This is a genomic window from Paenibacillus sp. FSL L8-0638, from assembly GCF_038593075.1.
Lineage (GTDB): Bacteria > Bacillota > Bacilli > Paenibacillales > Paenibacillaceae > Paenibacillus > Paenibacillus polymyxa_D.
Map to the genome: position 1 here is coordinate 1653772 of NZ_CP151960.1, position 17833 is coordinate 1671604.

General features: G+C 45.1%; 17 protein-coding genes and 1 riboswitch. Of the genes, 12 read left to right on the forward strand and 5 right to left on the reverse strand.

Annotation, left to right across the window (positions count from 1 at the left end):
* Positions 1-10: 10 nt before the first annotated feature.
* The 4 genes from MKY35_RS07425 (at position 11) to MKY35_RS07440 (ending at position 3619) form a co-directional block, all read left to right on the forward strand.
* A complete protein-coding gene (locus MKY35_RS07425) occupies positions 11-376 on the forward strand; it encodes an arsenate reductase family protein (protein ID WP_141695545.1) in 366 nt (121 codons plus the stop codon).
* A gap of 72 nt (positions 377-448) precedes the next feature.
* Complete coding sequence (locus MKY35_RS07430; protein WP_080710677.1) at positions 449-1345, forward strand: 5'-3' exonuclease H3TH domain-containing protein; 897 nt, start codon at positions 449-451, stop codon at positions 1343-1345.
* Positions 1346-1566: 221 nt separating this feature from the next.
* Entirely contained in the window at positions 1567-2445 is an 879-nt protein-coding gene (locus tag MKY35_RS07435; protein WP_342446010.1) for an ROK family protein, read from the forward strand.
* A gap of 166 nt (positions 2446-2611) precedes the next feature.
* A complete protein-coding gene (locus MKY35_RS07440) occupies positions 2612-3619 on the forward strand; it encodes an HRDC domain-containing protein (RefSeq protein ID WP_342446011.1) in 1008 nt (335 codons plus the stop codon).
* A 160-nt stretch (positions 3620-3779) separates the two neighbouring features.
* Here MKY35_RS07440 and corA read toward each other — a convergent pair whose 3' ends face one another.
* Complete coding sequence (gene corA, locus MKY35_RS07445) at positions 3780-4715, reverse strand: magnesium/cobalt transporter CorA (RefSeq protein WP_023987788.1); 936 nt, start codon at positions 4713-4715, stop codon at positions 3780-3782.
* Positions 4716-5267: 552 nt separating this feature from the next.
* A riboswitch (SAM riboswitch) is annotated at positions 5268-5393 on the forward strand.
* Positions 5394-5511: 118 nt separating this feature from the next.
* Between corA and metA the strand changes: the two genes are divergently transcribed.
* From metA to mqnC, 4 genes are all read left to right on the forward strand, one after another.
* Positions 5512-6429, forward strand: coding sequence for a homoserine O-succinyltransferase (metA, locus tag MKY35_RS07450; protein WP_039269776.1), 918 nt, complete (start codon positions 5512-5514; stop codon positions 6427-6429).
* Between the two features lie 127 nt (positions 6430-6556).
* Entirely contained in the window at positions 6557-7741 is a 1185-nt protein-coding gene (locus MKY35_RS07455; RefSeq protein WP_342446012.1) for a PLP-dependent transferase, read from the forward strand.
* Positions 7738-8916, forward strand: a complete 1179-nt coding sequence (locus MKY35_RS07460) for an aminotransferase class I/II-fold pyridoxal phosphate-dependent enzyme (RefSeq protein ID WP_342446013.1) — start codon at positions 7738-7740, stop codon at positions 8914-8916. The genes MKY35_RS07455 and MKY35_RS07460 overlap by 4 nt, the downstream gene beginning before the upstream one ends.
* 431 nt (positions 8917-9347) lie before the next feature.
* Positions 9348-10481 (forward strand): cyclic dehypoxanthinyl futalosine synthase, encoded by a 1134-nt coding sequence (gene mqnC / locus MKY35_RS07465; protein WP_029516502.1) that lies wholly within the window; start codon positions 9348-9350, stop codon positions 10479-10481.
* Positions 10482-10577: 96 nt separating this feature from the next.
* Here the strand turns inward: mqnC and MKY35_RS07470 are convergent, their stop codons facing one another.
* The 4 genes from MKY35_RS07470 to MKY35_RS07485 form a co-directional block, all read right to left on the reverse strand.
* The gene (locus tag MKY35_RS07470) at positions 10578-11441 is read right to left on the reverse strand and encodes a YitT family protein (protein WP_342446623.1); all 864 of its coding nucleotides are present in this window, start codon (positions 11439-11441) and stop codon (positions 10578-10580) included.
* 83 nt (positions 11442-11524) lie between these two features.
* Positions 11525-12751, reverse strand: a complete 1227-nt coding sequence (locus MKY35_RS07475; protein WP_342446014.1) for a cation:proton antiporter — start codon at positions 12749-12751, stop codon at positions 11525-11527.
* Between the two features lie 4 nt (positions 12752-12755).
* Positions 12756-13250: a cation:proton antiporter regulatory subunit gene (locus MKY35_RS07480; RefSeq protein WP_039269782.1), complete on the reverse strand. Its 495-nt coding sequence runs from the start codon at positions 13248-13250 to the stop codon at positions 12756-12758.
* 208 nt (positions 13251-13458) lie between these two features.
* A complete protein-coding gene (locus MKY35_RS07485) occupies positions 13459-13854 on the reverse strand; it encodes a hypothetical protein (RefSeq protein ID WP_069012825.1) in 396 nt (131 codons plus the stop codon).
* Positions 13855-14094: 240 nt separating this feature from the next.
* Between MKY35_RS07485 and MKY35_RS07490 the strand changes: the two genes are divergently transcribed.
* From MKY35_RS07490 to MKY35_RS07505, 4 genes are all read left to right on the forward strand, one after another.
* A complete protein-coding gene (locus MKY35_RS07490; protein WP_069012824.1) occupies positions 14095-14976 on the forward strand; it encodes a putative sporulation protein YtxC in 882 nt (293 codons plus the stop codon).
* Between the two features lie 61 nt (positions 14977-15037).
* On the forward strand, positions 15038-15613 hold the full coding sequence (locus tag MKY35_RS07495) for a 3D domain-containing protein (RefSeq protein ID WP_013309429.1): 576 nt from the start codon (positions 15038-15040) through the stop codon (positions 15611-15613).
* Positions 15614-15697: 84 nt separating this feature from the next.
* Positions 15698-16006 (forward strand): hypothetical protein, encoded by a 309-nt coding sequence (locus MKY35_RS07500; protein ID WP_029516507.1) that lies wholly within the window; start codon positions 15698-15700, stop codon positions 16004-16006.
* A gap of 196 nt (positions 16007-16202) precedes the next feature.
* Positions 16203-17789, forward strand: a complete 1587-nt coding sequence (locus MKY35_RS07505) for a trypsin-like peptidase domain-containing protein (protein WP_342446015.1) — start codon at positions 16203-16205, stop codon at positions 17787-17789.
* Positions 17790-17833 lie beyond the last annotated feature (44 nt).

A 17833-nucleotide genomic window follows, 5' to 3' on the forward strand; every position in this document is an offset into this window, starting at 1 on the left:
TAATCTAGCGATGAGCCAACTGAAAGTATATCAGTATTCTAAATGCAGTACCTGCCGTAATGCAGTGAAATGGCTGCAAAACAAGGGGCATGAGACGGAACTTATTCCTATTTTTGAACAGCCGCCTGGCCCGGAGGAATTGGAAGAATTGATTCGCAAAAGCGGGCTGGAGCTGAAAAAGTTTTTCAATACAAGCGGTGAGGTGTACAAAGAGTTAAAGCTGAAAGATAAGCTGGGAGACATGAGCCGTGAAGAGCAAATTTCGCTTTTATCCTCAAATGGAAGATTAATCAAACGCCCGATTGTAACCGACGGTAACAAAGTAACGGTAGGGTTCAAAGAGGAAACATTTGAGGGCACATGGGGAGCTCAATAACGCCCAATTTACCCCCACGATATGTTATACTGTGGGGGTTAAATATTATGATGAATGGGAGCAATACAATCTGTGACACAACGCAATGAACAATCCGTAATGCTGGTTGACGGCATGGCCCTGCTATTTCGCGCTTATTATGCAACCGCCGCAAACGGTTATATCCGTCGTACAAAAGCTGGGGTGCCAACGAACGCCATATATGGTTTTATTCGATATTTTTGGGATGCAGTCCAAACGTTTAATCCTACACATGTTATTTGTTGCTGGGATATGGGCGGAACGACATTCCGTGGGGAACATTTTGCTGCGTATAAGGGAAATCGAGCCGACGCACCAGATGATTTGATTCCCCAATTTACATTGATTCGTGAAGTGACGGACAGCCTCGGTATTCCCAACATTGGAGCGGAAGGCTTTGAAGCCGATGATTGTATCGGTACGCTTGCACGCCATTATTCGCAAAATGAGGACATGGATGTAATGATTCTCTCGGGAGATCATGATTTACTTCAATTAGTGGATGATCGGACACGGGTCATTATTATGAAAAAAGGCCACGGCAATTATATGGTATACACCCCGGAGACCCTGCTGACTGAAAAAGGGCTTAAGCCACGCCAAGTGGTGGACCTTAAAGGCCTGATGGGGGATGCAAGCGATAATTATCCAGGAGTACGAGGTATTGGTGAGAAAACGGCACTCAAGCTGGTGCAGGAATACGACTCTATTGAGGGCATTCTGGAGAATCTGGATCAATTAACACCATCGGTCCGCAAAAAAATTGAGAGTGATTTGGATATGCTGCATCTTTCACGCAAACTCGCTGAAATTCACTGTGGTGTACCTGTAGCATGTGCTTTGGATAGCTGTCTACTGACGTTGGATCACGTGCAAATTGTAGACAAGTTTGAGCAGCTTGAAATGAAAAGCTTGTGTACATTGATGGGTGTCGCAACCGGATCATAATGAAGCTATTAGGCCTGGTACGACAATTTAAATAAAGTAAGTTATATAGGGATGCTGAGGCTGGATGCGTCAGTGTCCTTATTTGTATACGTTATGTTAACGGAGTTATATCGTCTTGTGAAGGATTATATACAATTGCGATTAGGGGATTGACCTCAGGTACATTTCAGGTGAATATAGTGGAGAGAGAACCGGATTATCGAAAGGGGACAACAGCAACTATGACAGTATTGGGAGCAATTGAGGCAGGCGGTACCAAATTTGTATGTGGAATTGGCAACGAACGTGGAGAGGTACTGGAACGAGCGAGCTTTCCAACAACCACACCAGCAGAAACAATGGAGAATGTCATCGCATTTTTTGAAGGCAAGGGCATTGAAGCATTGGGCGTAGGATCGTTCGGGCCGATTGATCCTATCGAAGGTAGTGATACATATGGTTATATTACAACAACGCCAAAGCCACATTGGGGAAATTACAATCTGATTGGTAAACTGAAAGAGCATTTTGATGTGCCTATGGGGTTTGATACGGATGTGAATGGAGCAGCACTTGGTGAGTCTATTTGGGGTGCCGCCAAAGGATTGGACAACTGTCTGTATATCACGATAGGCACAGGCATCGGGGCAGGTGCTTTGGTTGGTGGAAAGCTGATACATGGATTATCTCACCCGGAAATGGGGCATATTCTGGTACGTCGTCACCCAGAAGATACTTACGAGGGGACATGTCCTTATCACGGAGATTGTTTGGAGGGTCTGGCAGCAGGTCCTGCGCTCGAAAAAAGATGGAAGGTTAAGGGACATGAGCTTTCTGTCGATCACTCGGCCTGGGAAATGGAAGCGCACTATCTGGCACAGGCTTTAATGAGCTATGTTTTAATCCTGTCTCCGCAAAAAATTATTATGGGCGGGGGAGTAATGAAGCAAGACCAATTGTTCCCGCTCATTCGTACCAAACTACAAAAACTTTTGAACGGATACGTGCAGCATTCGAGTCTGACAACAGATATTGAGCAATATATCGTATCTCCAGGATTGGGTGATAATGCTGGATTGTGCGGTGCTCTGGCATTGGCAAAGGAAAAGCTGAATCATTAGAATTTAGGGTTGACGGCACTCCAAGGTACGGTTATTATATAGGCAACAGTATAGTACGGCTCAAAAAGGGAAGCACCTTTCTTGCGAATACGCAGGATAGGTGCTTTTTTTTGCGTTTTTGTGTTGTGCGGGACTGTCTTTCAACGATATGAGGGAGGAAGAAATCATGGAGATAGTATTTTTAAATCGCTTGTCCAAACGGAATGAACAGGGCTATGAGGACTTTGCTCAGGTATGGATTGGGCAGCATGAAGGGGGATGGAGTGCAGGCTGGAGCACACACCATGTCCCGGATGAAAGTATAGACGACCTTTGGTATGAGGGCAGCTTGTGGCAGGAATTACTGCATGTATACCGTCATGAGCTGGCGCTCAAAATGGCTGAGGGCTACAGGCCCCTAATCCATGGTGTATTTCATGAGCAAGAAGGATCATCAGGACGAGGACAAACGCTGCAAAAGCTGTATTGCTACAGTGATTTGTTTCCACGTGATGAAGTGTATGAGCAATTGACGATGTGGAGACGGCAAAAAGCAGCAACGGAACGAAAAGCACCTTATTTTATCGCTACGAATCGACTGCTTCGACTCATTAGCGTTTATCTTCCCCATACCGAAGAAGAACTGTTGGAGCTGCCTGGTATGGGTCAGGGTAAGGTGTCGCAATATGGGACGGAGCTATTGGCTATTACGACACAAAATGACCGGACCACGCCATTTCCGTTGAACTGGGTAACAGAGACGCTGGAAGAAGAAGTTTTTTTGTCATGGTTATACAAGCAAAAAGAGAACCAGTACAGGCAGGAACTGAACAAATTCAGCTTAACTAGAACGATTATTGAAGGCATTTCGGACGGTCTTTCACTGGAGCATATCGGAATGAAGACAGGTTTGCATCGTAGAGAGATGATTGAAGCTGTGGAGCATTTGGATAGAGATGGTATTGATATGGAGAAGCTGATCCACAAGGAATTGGTGAATGTATCTGAGGCGGAGCAGGCAGCTATCTGGTCTGCTTATGAAGAGTTGGGGGATACGTTGCTCAAGCCCGTCATGCTGAAAGTGTATGGGGAAGAAAAGGCAACCGAAACAGGACTGGATCAGATTTATGAGCGTCTGCGTCTGATCCGTATACGGTTTCGTCATCAGCAGGTACCCGACCGACATGTTGGATAATATAGAACTGGTTGGATAAAGCTCGGTATTAAAGTATATTCAGGGTCCAACATACTAAAAAGCAGCAGCCAGTTCCTCACAGGACACGGCTGCTGCTTTTTATGACCAAGCTTGAAAATAGAAAAAAGTATCCAATTCGATACTTTTTTCCTTTTTCTTTCTAAACCCAGTCTTTCTTACGGAAAATACAGAACATACTGACGCCTAATGCCACCATAATACCAATGACGACAAAATAGCCATAACGTGTATGAAGCTCAGGCATATTATCGAAGTTCATCCCATATATTCCGGTAATGACCGTCAATGGCATAAATACGGTCGTAATTGCTGTAAACACACGCATAATTTCATTGGCACGGTTGGCGATACTGGATTGATAAGCTTCTCGAAGGTTACCCATCAAGTCGCGGTAAGTTTCGAAAGTCTCCGAAATTTTCACAGCATTTTCATAAATGTCGCTAAAATATTTTTGCAATTGATCGTCGATGAGCCGTAAATCCCGCTTGTTCAGGGTATTGATGACTTCTTTTTGCGGACCCAGCACTTTTTTCAGCCACAGAATCTCACTGCGTAAGCCGATGATTTCGTTCAAATGCGACTTTTTCGTATGCATTAGAATATCTTCTTCCAGCTTTTCAATGCGGACCTCAATCCGGTCACCAACCAGAAAATAGTTGTCAACAATCAAGTCGACCAACAGATACATAAAACGGTCAGGCTGGCTGACTTCTTGCTCCCACAGCATAGGCTTGAGGGTACGAAGCTCATTGATTTTCTGCTTGGTCACCGTAATGATAAAATGGCGGCCGAGAAAAATGTTCAAAGCTCGCAAAAATATTTCTTCATCATCAAAACGAATGCTATTTACAACGATAAAATAATGGCTTTCATAAATTTCAATCTTCGGACGCTGTTCTTCTTCACTCAAACAGTCTTCTACTGCAAGATCATGCATGGAAAATAAAGGCTGGAGCACTGCCAAATCATCGACATCGGCATCAATCCAATAAAAACCTTCTGCCGGTGCAGTAAGCGCCATTTCAATTTCTTCGACAGGGGTAAAAACCCCGTTGTTGACCAAACGGATTTTCATATACGTCACTCCTTATGCTCCGTCGTAACGGAAATACGTTTACCTTAAGCATAAGGAATGGACTCAGTTAGCCAGTTAGCCGGTGCGGGTAAGCGTGCACTCTCATCAAAAGCCGGAGGCTTTTGGAGCATGCAGAGCCTGGCGTCCCGTCTTTCGGCAAGCTGAAGTCATTCCTATGCTGTTGTTCAGGGATCGCCGCCTATTCGGACTCGGGTCGCCTTCCATTCCGGATTCACCTCTCAAATGTTCTTTTTTTAGATTGCCACAGTATCGCAGGAAACACTCAAATCTGCACTACTGCTCCATATTTTTGCCTAATAGCACTTGTATAGTATAACGCTCGGCCTACGGCCTTTCAAGCGCAAAATCATGGGCAAAATCAACAGTAGTGGCAAGAGCTTCAGCGATAGGAGGGATATGATTTAACCTATGGAAAAGGTAGACAAAATGTGAATGCAGGTTACAAATTTGCAAGTCCCATCTTGACGAAGCCCAGCCGATGCATTAAAGTGAACAACAAGAACTTTGTGAACCCAAAATGAATATAGCGAAATCTTATCAAGAGCAGGTGGAGGGACTAGCCCGATGATACCCGGCAACCGGCGATTTTAATCGCACGGTGCTAATTCTTGCAGGACGCGCGCTTTGTACAAAGCGCGTTGCCCTGACAGATGAGAGAGGCGCATATGGATACAAATATGACCTTTCTCTAACCAGAGAAAGGTCTTTTTATTATATGCCCGGCATCTCAACAAGACGATTTCCGCAAAACTTACCGAACAAGGAGTGAGTTTACATGCCGATTAAAATCCCAGACACATTACCTGCTAAGGAAGTGCTGGAGGGCGAAAATATTTTCGTAATGGATGAAAGCTTGGCTTATCATCAGGATATTCGTCCGTTGCGTATCGCCATTTTGAATTTAATGCCTACAAAGGAAACGACGGAAACCCAACTGTTGCGCCTGGTCGGCAATACGCCGTTGCAAGTGGATGTCACGCTGGTGCATATGAAGTCTCATGTATCCAAAAATACATCGCAAGAATATTTGAACATGTTCTATAAAACGTTTGACGAGATCAAGAACAGTCGTTTTGACGGCATGGTCATTACAGGAGCCCCGGTTGAACAGCTTGAGTTTGAGGATGTGAACTACTGGGAGGAAATCCGGCAAATCTTTGAATGGACGAAAACGAATGTAACTTCGACCATGCATATCTGTTGGGCCTCACAGGCAGGCTTATACCATCATTTCGATGTCCCTAAATATGGGCTCGACTACAAATGCTTCGGTGTATTTCCACACACCGTGATTAAACCTAAAGTAAAATTGTTACGCGGCTTTGATGAACTGTTTTATGCTCCTCATTCCAGGCATACGGAGGTTCGTCGGGAAGATATTGATCATATCGCCGAATTAGAAGTTTTATCCGAATCCGAGGAAGCTGGAGTGTACCTCGTAGCCACGCTTGACGGTAAACAAATTTTTGTAACTGGGCATTCTGAATATGACCCGCTTTCACTGAAATGGGAATACGACCGCGATGTAGCCAAAGGAATGGATATTGAAGTCCCCAAAAATTATTTTCCTAATGATGATCCTGAGCGCACCCCCCCCTCAATTTGGCGGGCGCACGCCAATTTATTATTCTCGAATTGGCTGAACTATTATGTATACCAAGAAACACCTTATGATATCGGGCCCCAGATTTAAAATAGGAGCATGGCTTTGTAGAGTATGTAGAGTATCACCTTGCAGTAGCGCAGCAGTATAGTCTTTGACATCCATTTTTGCAGGATTGGTTATAGCACCCACTATGGAAGTTAACAGGAGGATTCATATGAGTGAGAAACAGTGGAAAATCGAAAGTAGATTGGCACAAATCGGTTCAGTAGAAGAGCCAGTAACCGGGGCTGTTAATTACCCGATTTACCAATCTACGGCGTTCCGCCATCCCCGTCTGGGTCAAAGCACAGGATTTGATTACATTCGGACGATCAATCCCACGCGAAAGGTACTGGAAGAGGCTTCTGCTGCACTTGAATCGGGTGATGCAGGCTTTGCATGCAGCTCAGGTATGGCGGCGCTGCAAACGGTATTTGCATTGTTTGGACAGGGAGATCATCTCATAGTATCGCTGGATCTGTATGGCGGGACGTATCGTTTGCTGGAGCGTATTTTGTCTAAATTTGGTGTGACAGCCAGTTATGTGGATACGAACGATCTTGAAGCGCTCGAACAGTCATGTCGACCGAATACCAAAGCTGTATTCATAGAAACGCCTACAAATCCGTTAATGATGATTACTGATATTCGAGCGGTGGCTGAATGGGCATCACAACATCAATTGCTTACCATTGTAGATAATACGCTGCTAACGCCATATTTCCAGCGGCCATTGGAACTGGGCGCGGATATTGTGGTACATAGCGCAACCAAATATTTGGGCGGACACAACGATGTGCTGGCAGGGTTGATCGTAACCAAAGGCAAAGAGCTATCAGCTGAAATTGCATTCCTGCACAATTCCATAGGGGCCGTGCTTTCCCCAAGCGATTGCTACCAGTTAATGAAGGGCATGAAGACGTTAGCGCTGCGTATGGACCGACACGAGCATAATGCAACAGTGCTGTCTAAGTATTTACTGACGCATCCGGCTGTGGCGGAAGTATTTTATCCAGCTCTCGAAGGCCATCCAGGTCGTGAGATTCAAAATAAACAATCCAGCGGAAATACGGGTATCTTTTCCTTTAAAGTAAAGGATGCTCGTTATGTGGAACCTTTGCTTCGTCACATTAAGCTCATTGCGTTTGCGGAAAGTCTCGGCGGTGTGGAATCGTTAATGACCTATCCCGCTGTGCAGACACATGCGGACATACCAGCAGAAATTCGGGATGCAGTCGGGGTAGATGACAGGCTGTTGCGTTTCTCCGTAGGCATTGAGCATACAGACGACCTAATTGAAGATTTGCGTTCGGCGTTGGAAGCGGCACGTCAAGAAGTAGAAGGAGGAGAGCTGCAATGATAGAGGATGCGAGGAGGATCGGGCAGGATCTGAACAAAGAGCGGAAGTTCGCTACCAAGCTGCTGCATTTTGGCTCTGAAATTGACAGCTTTACGGGGGCATCGAGCGTCCCGATCTATCAAGCTTCTACCTTCCACCATCACGATATTTTTAATCCTCCACAGCATGACTATAGCCGTTCAGGTAATCCGACACGACAAGCTCTGGAGGATTATATCGCTTTATTAGAAGGCGGGGCGTGCGGTTTTGCCTTTGCATCAGGTATGGCGGCCATCTCTACTACATTTATGCTCTTGTCTGCTGGAGATCATGTCATTGTTTCCGAGGACGTATATGGAGGAACATATCGACTGCTGACCTCCATTTTGAAACGGATGAATATCGAAACGACCTTCGTCGACATGACGGACCTCAACCTTGTGAAAGATGCGTTGCAGGAGAATACAAGGGCTGTATATATGGAAACTCCGTCCAATCCGACACTCAAAATTACCGATGTGGCAGGAATAACTTCTTGGGCACAGGACAACGGGCTTTTAACGTTATTGGATAATACTTTTATGACACCTTATTATCAACGTCCGATTGAGCAGGGAGTTGATATTGTATTGCACAGTGCGACCAAGTTTCTGGGCGGACACAGCGATGTGCTGGCAGGACTTGCGGTAGCACGTACCGAATCGTTGGGAAGACAAATCAAGCAGCTCCAAAATGGACTGGGTACCGTGTTGGCTCCGCAGGAGTCATGGTTGCTCATGCGAGGTATGAAGACACTGGAGGCTCGTATGGCTCACAGCGAAAAGAGCGCAGCGAAGCTCGCTAACTGGCTGAACGAGCGCAACGACATTGAGGCGGTTTACTACCCGGGTCTGGAGAATCATCCAGGGCGTGAAGTTCATGAGCGCCAATCCAGCGGTTATGGTGCAGTGATATCTTTTGATGTGGGTTCTGGTGAGCGTGCAAAAGAAGTCCTCAGTCGCGTACGTATTCCAATTGTAGCGGTGAGTCTGGGAGCTGTGGAAAGCATCTTGTCGTATCCGGCGATGATGTCACATGCGGCTATGCCCCATAGTGTACGATTGGAGCGCGGGATTACGGACGGACTACTTCGTTTCTCCGTAGGTCTGGAGGATATTGATGACCTGATCAGTGATCTGGATGAGGCGCTGTGCTAGAGCGATAGTACATCGCAGCATCTTCGTCGTTTTCACGCCGGGAGTAAATATGTACAGTACTAAACAGCAAGTTTCCAGCATTTCAGGAGGCTTGCTGTTTTCTATAAAATAACATGAACGACAGTGTGAAAAAAGACACTTTTCAGTTCTGTTTTCTTATTTTTTGGCTATATGCAACGTTGAGATAAGCTTGGCAGTTGCCTGTTTTCCTAGGTGAAAAGCAGAAAGAAGCGGGAATAAGTATGGTTCCTTACCTAAAGATATGTTAGTATTATCATTAGGTTTTACTATGCTAAATAGCACAGACAACATACAAGGCTAGTCATGAACATACATTACGGCAGGGTTCGAACGCAGGTTTGTGAAAGCATTCTCGTTCATAAGTCCTGTCGTTCATTTCGTCGCCCTGTGACAGCGAAGGAGGATACACCATGAGTGTAATCGACCATATTTTAGATAAAGCCCTACGCGGCGAACGCCTGAATTTAGAGGATACCGTTGCTTTGTTCGAATCAGACGAGGTAGAAAAAATCGGTCATGCGGCGAATAAAGTCATGAATCGCATGCATCCCGATCCCGTTAAAACCTTCGTTATCGGACGAAATATTAACTATACAAACGTGTGCGACGTATACTGTCGCTTCTGCGCTTTTTATCGTAGACCGGGTTCTGATGAAGGTTATGTTTTGCCGGATGAGGTGATCTTTCAGAAGATCAAGGAAACGCAGGAAGTAGGTGGCACCGAAATTCTAATGCAAGGCGGTGTGAACCCGAATCTGCCGTTCAGTTATTATACCGATTTGCTGAAAGGTATCAAGGAGCGTTTTCCCGATATTACGATGCACTCCTTCTCGCCAGCTGAAATTCACAAAATGAAGGAGAAATCTGGTCTTTCTATGGAAGAAACAATCCGCGCCATTCATGAAGCTGGATTGGATTCGCTTCCGGGCGGAGGTGGAGAAATTTTGGACGACCGCACACGCCGCAAAATTAGCCGTCTCAAAGGCTCTTGGCGTGATTGGATGGATGTCATGCAAACGGCTCACAAGGTTGGGATGAACACGACTGCTACGATGGTTATTGGCTTTGGCGAGTTGATGGAGGAGCGTGCGCTGCATTTGTTGCGTGTTCGTGATGCTCAGGACGAATGCATTGAAAACAAATATAATTCTGAAGGATTTTTGGCCTTTATTCCTTGGACCTTCCAGCCAGACAATACCAACCTGAAGAAGGAACGTCAGACGCCGGAGGAATATCTGAAGACCGTTGCGATCAGTCGTCTTGTATTGGATAACATCAAGCATATTCAATCCTCATGGGTAACTATGGGACCTGAAATCGGTAAAAAATCGTTGTACTACGGTTGCGATGATTTTGGTAGCACCATGATTGAGGAAAACGTAGTTTCCGCTGCAGGCGCAACGTATAAGGTTAACATTGAATCCATTTTACAGTTGATCCGCGAGACGGGTCACATTCCGGCACAGCGTAATACCCGTTATGATATTATTCGTACTTTTGACAGTGCCAGTAGTATTGAACATGATTTTATCATGCAAAATTAATATCCGTTAATATAGTGTTCATTACAAAACGCTTATCTGTACTAATCGTTATACATAGATTAGTGCAGATAAGCGTTTTTTTGATGTGTTACTTTGCTATGCTTTCCATCGTTTCATATACATGATCTCAGCCTGCGGGTCTGCCATTTGGATGACTGCCTTAAAGCGCTGCAAATCCAACAGATGAACGCTGTAAACGATGATCATTTGTTCTTTTTTATCCTCAGATTTGCTTTTAATCTTGCCCTCTATCTGGGCAGTGCCTACAACAGGCGTGCTGTGTATACGCAGCCTGCGATATATGGCATCCTCGACGGTTGGCTGCTTCTTGCTGACAACACAAACCATACGCGTCAGACCGGTAAACATCAGCCGGGTTGTTTCATAGGCGGCGAGGCAGGATAAGGCTGAATATAGAGCTGGCTCCCAGCCTAGCACAAAGCCAGCTGTAATGAGCAGCAGACCGTTACATAGCATAACAATCTGTATTAACGGAATCTTGCGGTGTGTTAGCAACAATGTGGATGGACGGCCATCGCCTGGTTCGTTAAGTCCTAGTGAATCAAGCAGACCACCGTGACGAGCTGCCAGCCCTGCGCCAAGCCCGATACAGATTCCGCCGCCCAAAGCACATACGACCGGATGGCCGCTCACTGCCGGAAAAGGCGAAAGAATGATGGCTGAGCCTGAAAAGGCGAACAAGCCGGGTAGTGCACGGAGCAGCATGGGTTTGTGAGTGGATAATGAATACAGCAGCATGAGTGGCAAGTTCAAAACGAATAGCAATAACCCAAAATGCTCTTGTGTATAAAGCGACATGAGTCTGGAGATCCCCGTGACGCCTCCAGCGATCATATCATGCGGATGCAAAAACAATTCTAGACCGACGGATGCCGTAATTCCGCCAATCACCGTATAAAAGACAGGGAACCTGCTCGCATCTTCTGAAGCGGGCTTCACAAGTCGTCTCATAGAGTTTCGGCATGTTTAATAGCGTGCGGCATAGCCTTCCCTCCTATGGATTGTCGTATCCAGCTTTACAGTTACGCCGAGTTACTTTCTTCTTTTCGTAGGCGGGGGTCCTTGAACTTGAATATTTTGTTTAACATATTAAAAATAGGCTTTGACTGCTTTGTCAGAAGTGGTCCAAGAATGGCTAGTATGAGTACATAGATAGCTGCAAAGGGTTGAACAATATCAAGTAAACCGCCTTCTTTACCCAAGTTGGCCATGATAATCGAAAATTCACCCCGTGCCACAATGGTCAGGCCGATATTTGCTGACGCTTTGGGAGATAAGGAGGCCGTACGCCCAGCCAGCATTCCTGCCCAAATGTTACCAAACAACGTGAGGACGACTGCTGCCAGCGCAAGCCATATCGCGTTTCCTCCCAGGGACAGTGGATCAATGGATAGTCCAAAGCTGAAGAAAAACAGGGCACCGAAGAAATCGCAGAAAGGAACAATTAAATGCTCGATTCGTTTGGCATGTTCTGTTTCGGCTAGTACCAGACCGACCAACAGGGCGCCGATAGCTTCCGCCACATGAATCGTTTCCGAAAAACCTGCCACCAGAAACAGAGAGCCAAAAACAACAAGTCCGAATACCTCATTGGAGCGAATACGGAGAATCCGATTTAACAGAGGGACGGCCTTACGGCCGATAATAATGACTGCAAGCATAAAGCCAAGCGCGATTAGCGCTGATAGCAGCACACCCCCGAGCGAGGATGAATCGCTAAGAACCAATCCGGAGAGGATGGAGATGTATACGGCGAGGAAAACATCCTCGAACATAATAATGCCCAAAATCATTTCAGTTTCAGCATTGGCAGTCCGCTTGAGATCTACCAGCACCTTCGCAGCAATAGCACTGGATGATATGGTTGTAATTCCGGCGATAACCAGTGTTTCTGCTACAGGAAAGCCGCTCAGGAAGCCAAGAGCCAGCCCCAGTGTGAAATTGATGCCAATATAAATGGTGCCACCCACGGCAATGGAGCGGCCTGATTTAATTAATCTACCTACTGAAAACTCCAGACCCAAGTAAAAGAGAAGAAACAGCACTCCGATTCTTCCCATAAAATCAATAAAAGGGGCGCTTTCGATAAAGCGAAAATCAAAATGCCATAGCTCCATCGCATGCGGTCCAACTGCCATTCCGATCAGGATATAAAAAGGGATGACCGAGAAGCGCAGTTTGGAGGAAATAAGTCCGGCTGCAGCGATGAGAGCAATTGCCAATCCAACCTCAAATACCAGATGATCCATCCAATCACCCGCTTCCGTTCATAAGGATTTGTTTAAAGCGTTTTTGCTGATCGCGTTCCCCAACAACAACTACAGTGGCATCATCGTTAATAATCACTTCAGGACCAGGATTTACATATTTCATTCCCTTTTTCTCCACAATGGCAATAACAGTGGCTCCCGAATTTTGTCTAATATCCAGCTCACCGATGGATTTGCCAACACTTGCATAGTGAGATTCCACTCTATACCATTCGATAATAAAATCGTCAAACGTCATTTCTACACTTTCAAGCTGTTTCGGCTTATATGTCATACCCCCGATGATGGAGGCTACCAATCGTGCTTCCTGATCATTCAGGGTTGTCATAGAAATACTTTGTTCCAAATCCTCGTAATCAAAGTGATACAACTCACGCCTGCCATCATCATGAATAATAATGACAATTCGGTCGCCACTCTCTGCATCTATTCGATACTTAATCCCGATTCCTGGCAAAATAGACTCTCGAATATCCATTTGTAAAGCCTCCTGTACGATACGTTATTTAAATGAATGGTATGGGAAATAAATCACATGCTTTGGGAGTGACATGGAAACTTTCTTTTTGTATTAAATTTTATAAATTAACATAGAAAACCTGGTAAATATACTTAACGTATTACACTTATTGGGAACGGTTAACAAATAGACATGCAAATGTGGTGATGTGCATGCTTAAGGGAGGTTAAGCCACATAACTAGAGGTAAATTTGATGGGGAACAAGTACAATTGCTTCTTTAGTTTGCAAATGACAGGAATAAAAGGCAGACGTAGTTTAGGGATGCTCAATAGCAGCACAAACGCTATCAAAATGACAAAGGGAAGTGATTTGGCCGCAGCGATCACCAGATGAAGTAAAGGGGAGGATTTGCGTATAGCTGGTTTGGGATGGTGCTCCAGACCGTGAGAATCGGTTTCTAACGAGGAAACATCAGCATGAGACAGGAGAGAAGATCCCGCAGTAAACTGAAGGGATTGAGTAGTGTCTTCCGCATGAAACGTCACAGGAAGGGACAAAATCTGAACGAGGCTCAATATGACGATCATGAATGTACGCAGCATGTTCAGCATCGTTGACATCTTATCTCCTCCCTCTTGTGAAAAATTCATATTAATTTAACCTTAACATACCCCACCCTAAATATTCAAACGTCTTTCGTTTTTTTCCTATACCACAGTAATTGTTTATAACACGCCAACCGGCTTTTTGAAACCTGATCATCCTCTTTTGACTATGTCTTTCTGTTTCCAGTCGTTCACTTCGTATAACCCTTCAGAGGCCGCCATATACTGAAAGCAGTGATCGAAAGGAGTGAGCCAATGGAACTGTTTACAGTGTGGACCAATACAAACGGAGATCAGGAAACCGACCGGTTTTACGAAGTGGTCAAAAGTAGAACAAAGGGGCTACATATGTCACGGCGCGGATTTCGATTCACTTTCAGACAGCTGGACAACAAAGTGGCATGGACCTGCAAGGGCACAGAAAGCAATTCGGCGTTTGAAAGCTTTCTCCCCTGTGTATACAGCATCATGTCTTCGGCAATAGCGGATTATATTATCGAGGTCAAGGAGTGGGGGCTGCTTAATCTCATTCTCACCAAAGCCTGTTCGCTGCTGGAGAAAGAGGATACAGAGCAAATTCGCAGTATGATTCGTTCACTGTTAAACGATGATGGCCCCAGAGGTCGTTTGAAGCGTCATGGTAAGCTGACCACTCTCCTGGAGAAGGATTTCAAGGAGCTTCGTGTGATCAATTTGGAAGGACTGATTCAATTTAGGCTCCATGCGTATAAAAAAGAGCTTGAAGAAATCGTCGACTATGCCATGGAAGAATTCTGGGCAGATCGGCAATACGAAGAATTTATGGGGCTGCTTAAATATTTTGTTTTTTTTCAGGAAAGCAAAGTTCCGCTCGTACACGTACTTCACCAAGGCGGACATAATTTTACGATTCTGGATAGTGCCATGGTGCCGATACCGACTCCCGATGCAGATGACATCATTGTCGAGATGCCAGGCATCGAACTGGAAATGGAGGTCGAGGATCGAATCGTGAGCACCCTTATTTCGATTTCTCCTGCTTCCATTATATTGCATACAGACGATGAGCACACCCCCATAGTGCGGACACTCCTGCATATTTTTGAAGATAAAGTGAAGCTGAGCAGATTTTATCCAGGTCAGGATGTTCAAAAATAATAATCTGTTCGTATAAACCAATGGATTTCTGGAAAGCCTTTGCCTCAAGGGGAGGTTTTTTATGAGATCCATGTTGGTATGGAAACGGATTTTGGGAACCGTGTTAATCGCAACCTGTCTGGTATTGCCCGGCAATGAAGTTTACGGTCACAAAGAACCGGTCCAGCATAAGAAATGGCAGTCCACACCTGTTTTAGCTCCACGCGAAGAGCAGGTTATTACGACCATGACGGTCACGGCAACAGGATATACAGCAGGCTATGAATCGACTGGCAAGCGGCCAAGTCATCCCGGTTACGGTATTACGTATTCCGGTGTAAAAGTGCGTCGTGACAAGAACACACTGTCTACGATTGCGGCTGATCCCAAAACGTTTCCTTTGGGAAGCATATTGTACATTCCTGGTTATGGATACGGGATTGTAGCAGATACAGGTTCTGCGATTAAGGGCAATAAAATTGATTTGTATTTTAAAACAACCCGGCAGGTGTATTCTGAATGGGGCAAGAAAGATGTGGATGTTCAAATTATAAAAAAAGGGAACGGAAAATGTACGGAAAAGATGGTGAAATCGCTCCAAAAGGCTATAGAAACGCATAAAACCATTCCGACCGCGACACTGGATGCTTCCATATAATCCTTGAATATTGTTTTTTCCAACATCACATACTATGTTGCGGGATGAGTTTATCCCACAAAACATACTGGGAGGTTGAGAATTATGCCAAATCAAGGCGGAAGTTCTTTCACGAACAAAGGCTTCAATGCAAGCACAGGAAATCAGTTCAAAGCGGAATTTGCACAAGACAATACGGTAGGTGTTGTTTCACAAAAGGTAAAGCAGTCTGAACAAAATAAAATTCAAGACAACTTCCAGACACCAAATGAGAAGTATGATGAAGAATTTGCAACAGATCAAGGCGGTACAGGTGCAGTAGCACAAAAAGTTCAAAACTCTAGTCGCAACAAAATTCAAAACAATGCTCAAACACCGAATGAAAAGTTCGACGAAAACTTTAACACGAAATAAAAAAGCATATACAATCGATAATGCTCCGGATTATATCCGGGGCATTTCGTTTTGAGTAAAAGTGGTTAGGTACAAATAGGTCTAAGGTTTTATCTCCTTTTTAATTGTTTTTAAGGTGGAATTAAGGTTTAAAGTGCAAAATAAAGTCAGTTAAACAACACCACCTTGAAGCATAGGGTTTGGGAGGAGATATACAATGGACGAATTTAAAAATAATAACTCCGGACGCCGGAACGACAACGATCAGGTTGATACCGATAACGTAACTCGGCAAAACGATTCGAACGGTTCCTCATATTATTATTCTTACGGCCCTTTTTCTTCAGTTCAATCGGACGGACAACGTAAGGAAGGGCAGTCGGTGGAAAAAGATGTTGAGATCACGCCACCGCAGGCAGTAAGACCCCTTCCTCCCTCATACCATCGTGCTATGCCTGAGCAACAGGATGGTTCGGGTCGGAATGGCGGCAACTGGCAATTCAAACCGAATAAGCCCAAGTCGCAGGTGAAAACAATTTTCTTATCTTTTTTGGCCGGGATGCTGGTCATTACGGTATTGATGTATACAGCTGACCGAACAAATATGTTCACACCCGAGACGGCGTTGACTTCGGCGGCAGCTGAAAGCGGAGAAACGACTAATTCGGGAACAACCAGTTCGACTCCAAGCGCAGTTCCGGCTGTGATGCCTTCAGGCACCGCTGATGTTCAATCTGTTGTGGCTAAGGCTGGACCGGCAGTCGTCAAAATCGAAACGCTTGCCAAACAAACCAGTGGCAGCAGCGGCAGACAAAGCAGCCCTTATTACAATGACCCGCTGTATCAATACTTTTTCGGTAATCAGTATGGTGACAGTGGCAGCAACGGTAACAGTAATGAAAATGAAGGTAGCAACAGCGGACAGCTGACTCCGCTTGGTATTGGTTCCGGTTTTATTTTTGATAAATCGGGTTACGTCCTAACCAATAACCATGTTGTTGAAGGGGCGAGTGTGGTTCAGGTTACAGTAGAGGGAACTAATAAGCCTTACGAAGCCAAAGTCTTGGGCAAAAATGCTGATCTTGATTTGGCGGTACTTAAAATTGAAGGCAAAAATAACTTTCCGACAGTAACTTTGGGTGACTCCGATAACGCTAAAGTCGGCGAGTGGATGGTCGCAATTGGCAACCCAGAAGGCTTTGAGCATTCGGTAACAGCCGGGGTGCTAAGTGCGAAAGAACGTACGATCACCATTAATAGTGAATCAACTGGAAAACCGACGCAATACAAGCATCTCATTCAGACGGATGCGTCCATTAACCCTGGTAACTCTGGTGGACCGCTGTTAAATCTGCAAGGGCAAGTTATCGGTATGAACGTAGCTGTTAGTGCAGACGCACAGGGAATCGGGTTTGCGATTCCGTCCAATACGATTTTGGAAGTCGTCGATAAGCTGAAAAATAACCAGCCTATCCCTAAAGAACCTGTACCTTTCATTGGTGCAAGTCTGTTAAATTTGAGTCCTGAAGTAGCCAAAGAACTGGGAACAACCCTGACCGAAGGCTCGGTTGTGCGGGATATTATATACAAATCACCAGCTTATCAGGCTGATCTGCGTCCTTACGATGTGATTATCGGAGCCAATGGCACGCCTTATAGCACATCACAAGAGCTGATCCAGTTCATTCAAAAACAAAAAGTGGGTACAGCACTGACGCTTAACATCGAACGAGCTGGGCAGAAAAAAGATGTTCAACTGAAAATTGGCAACAAAAATGACTTTAGCTCGACGCTCCAGCAATAAGATGATAACTTTACAAAAATGAACATGTGCACGCAAGAAACGGA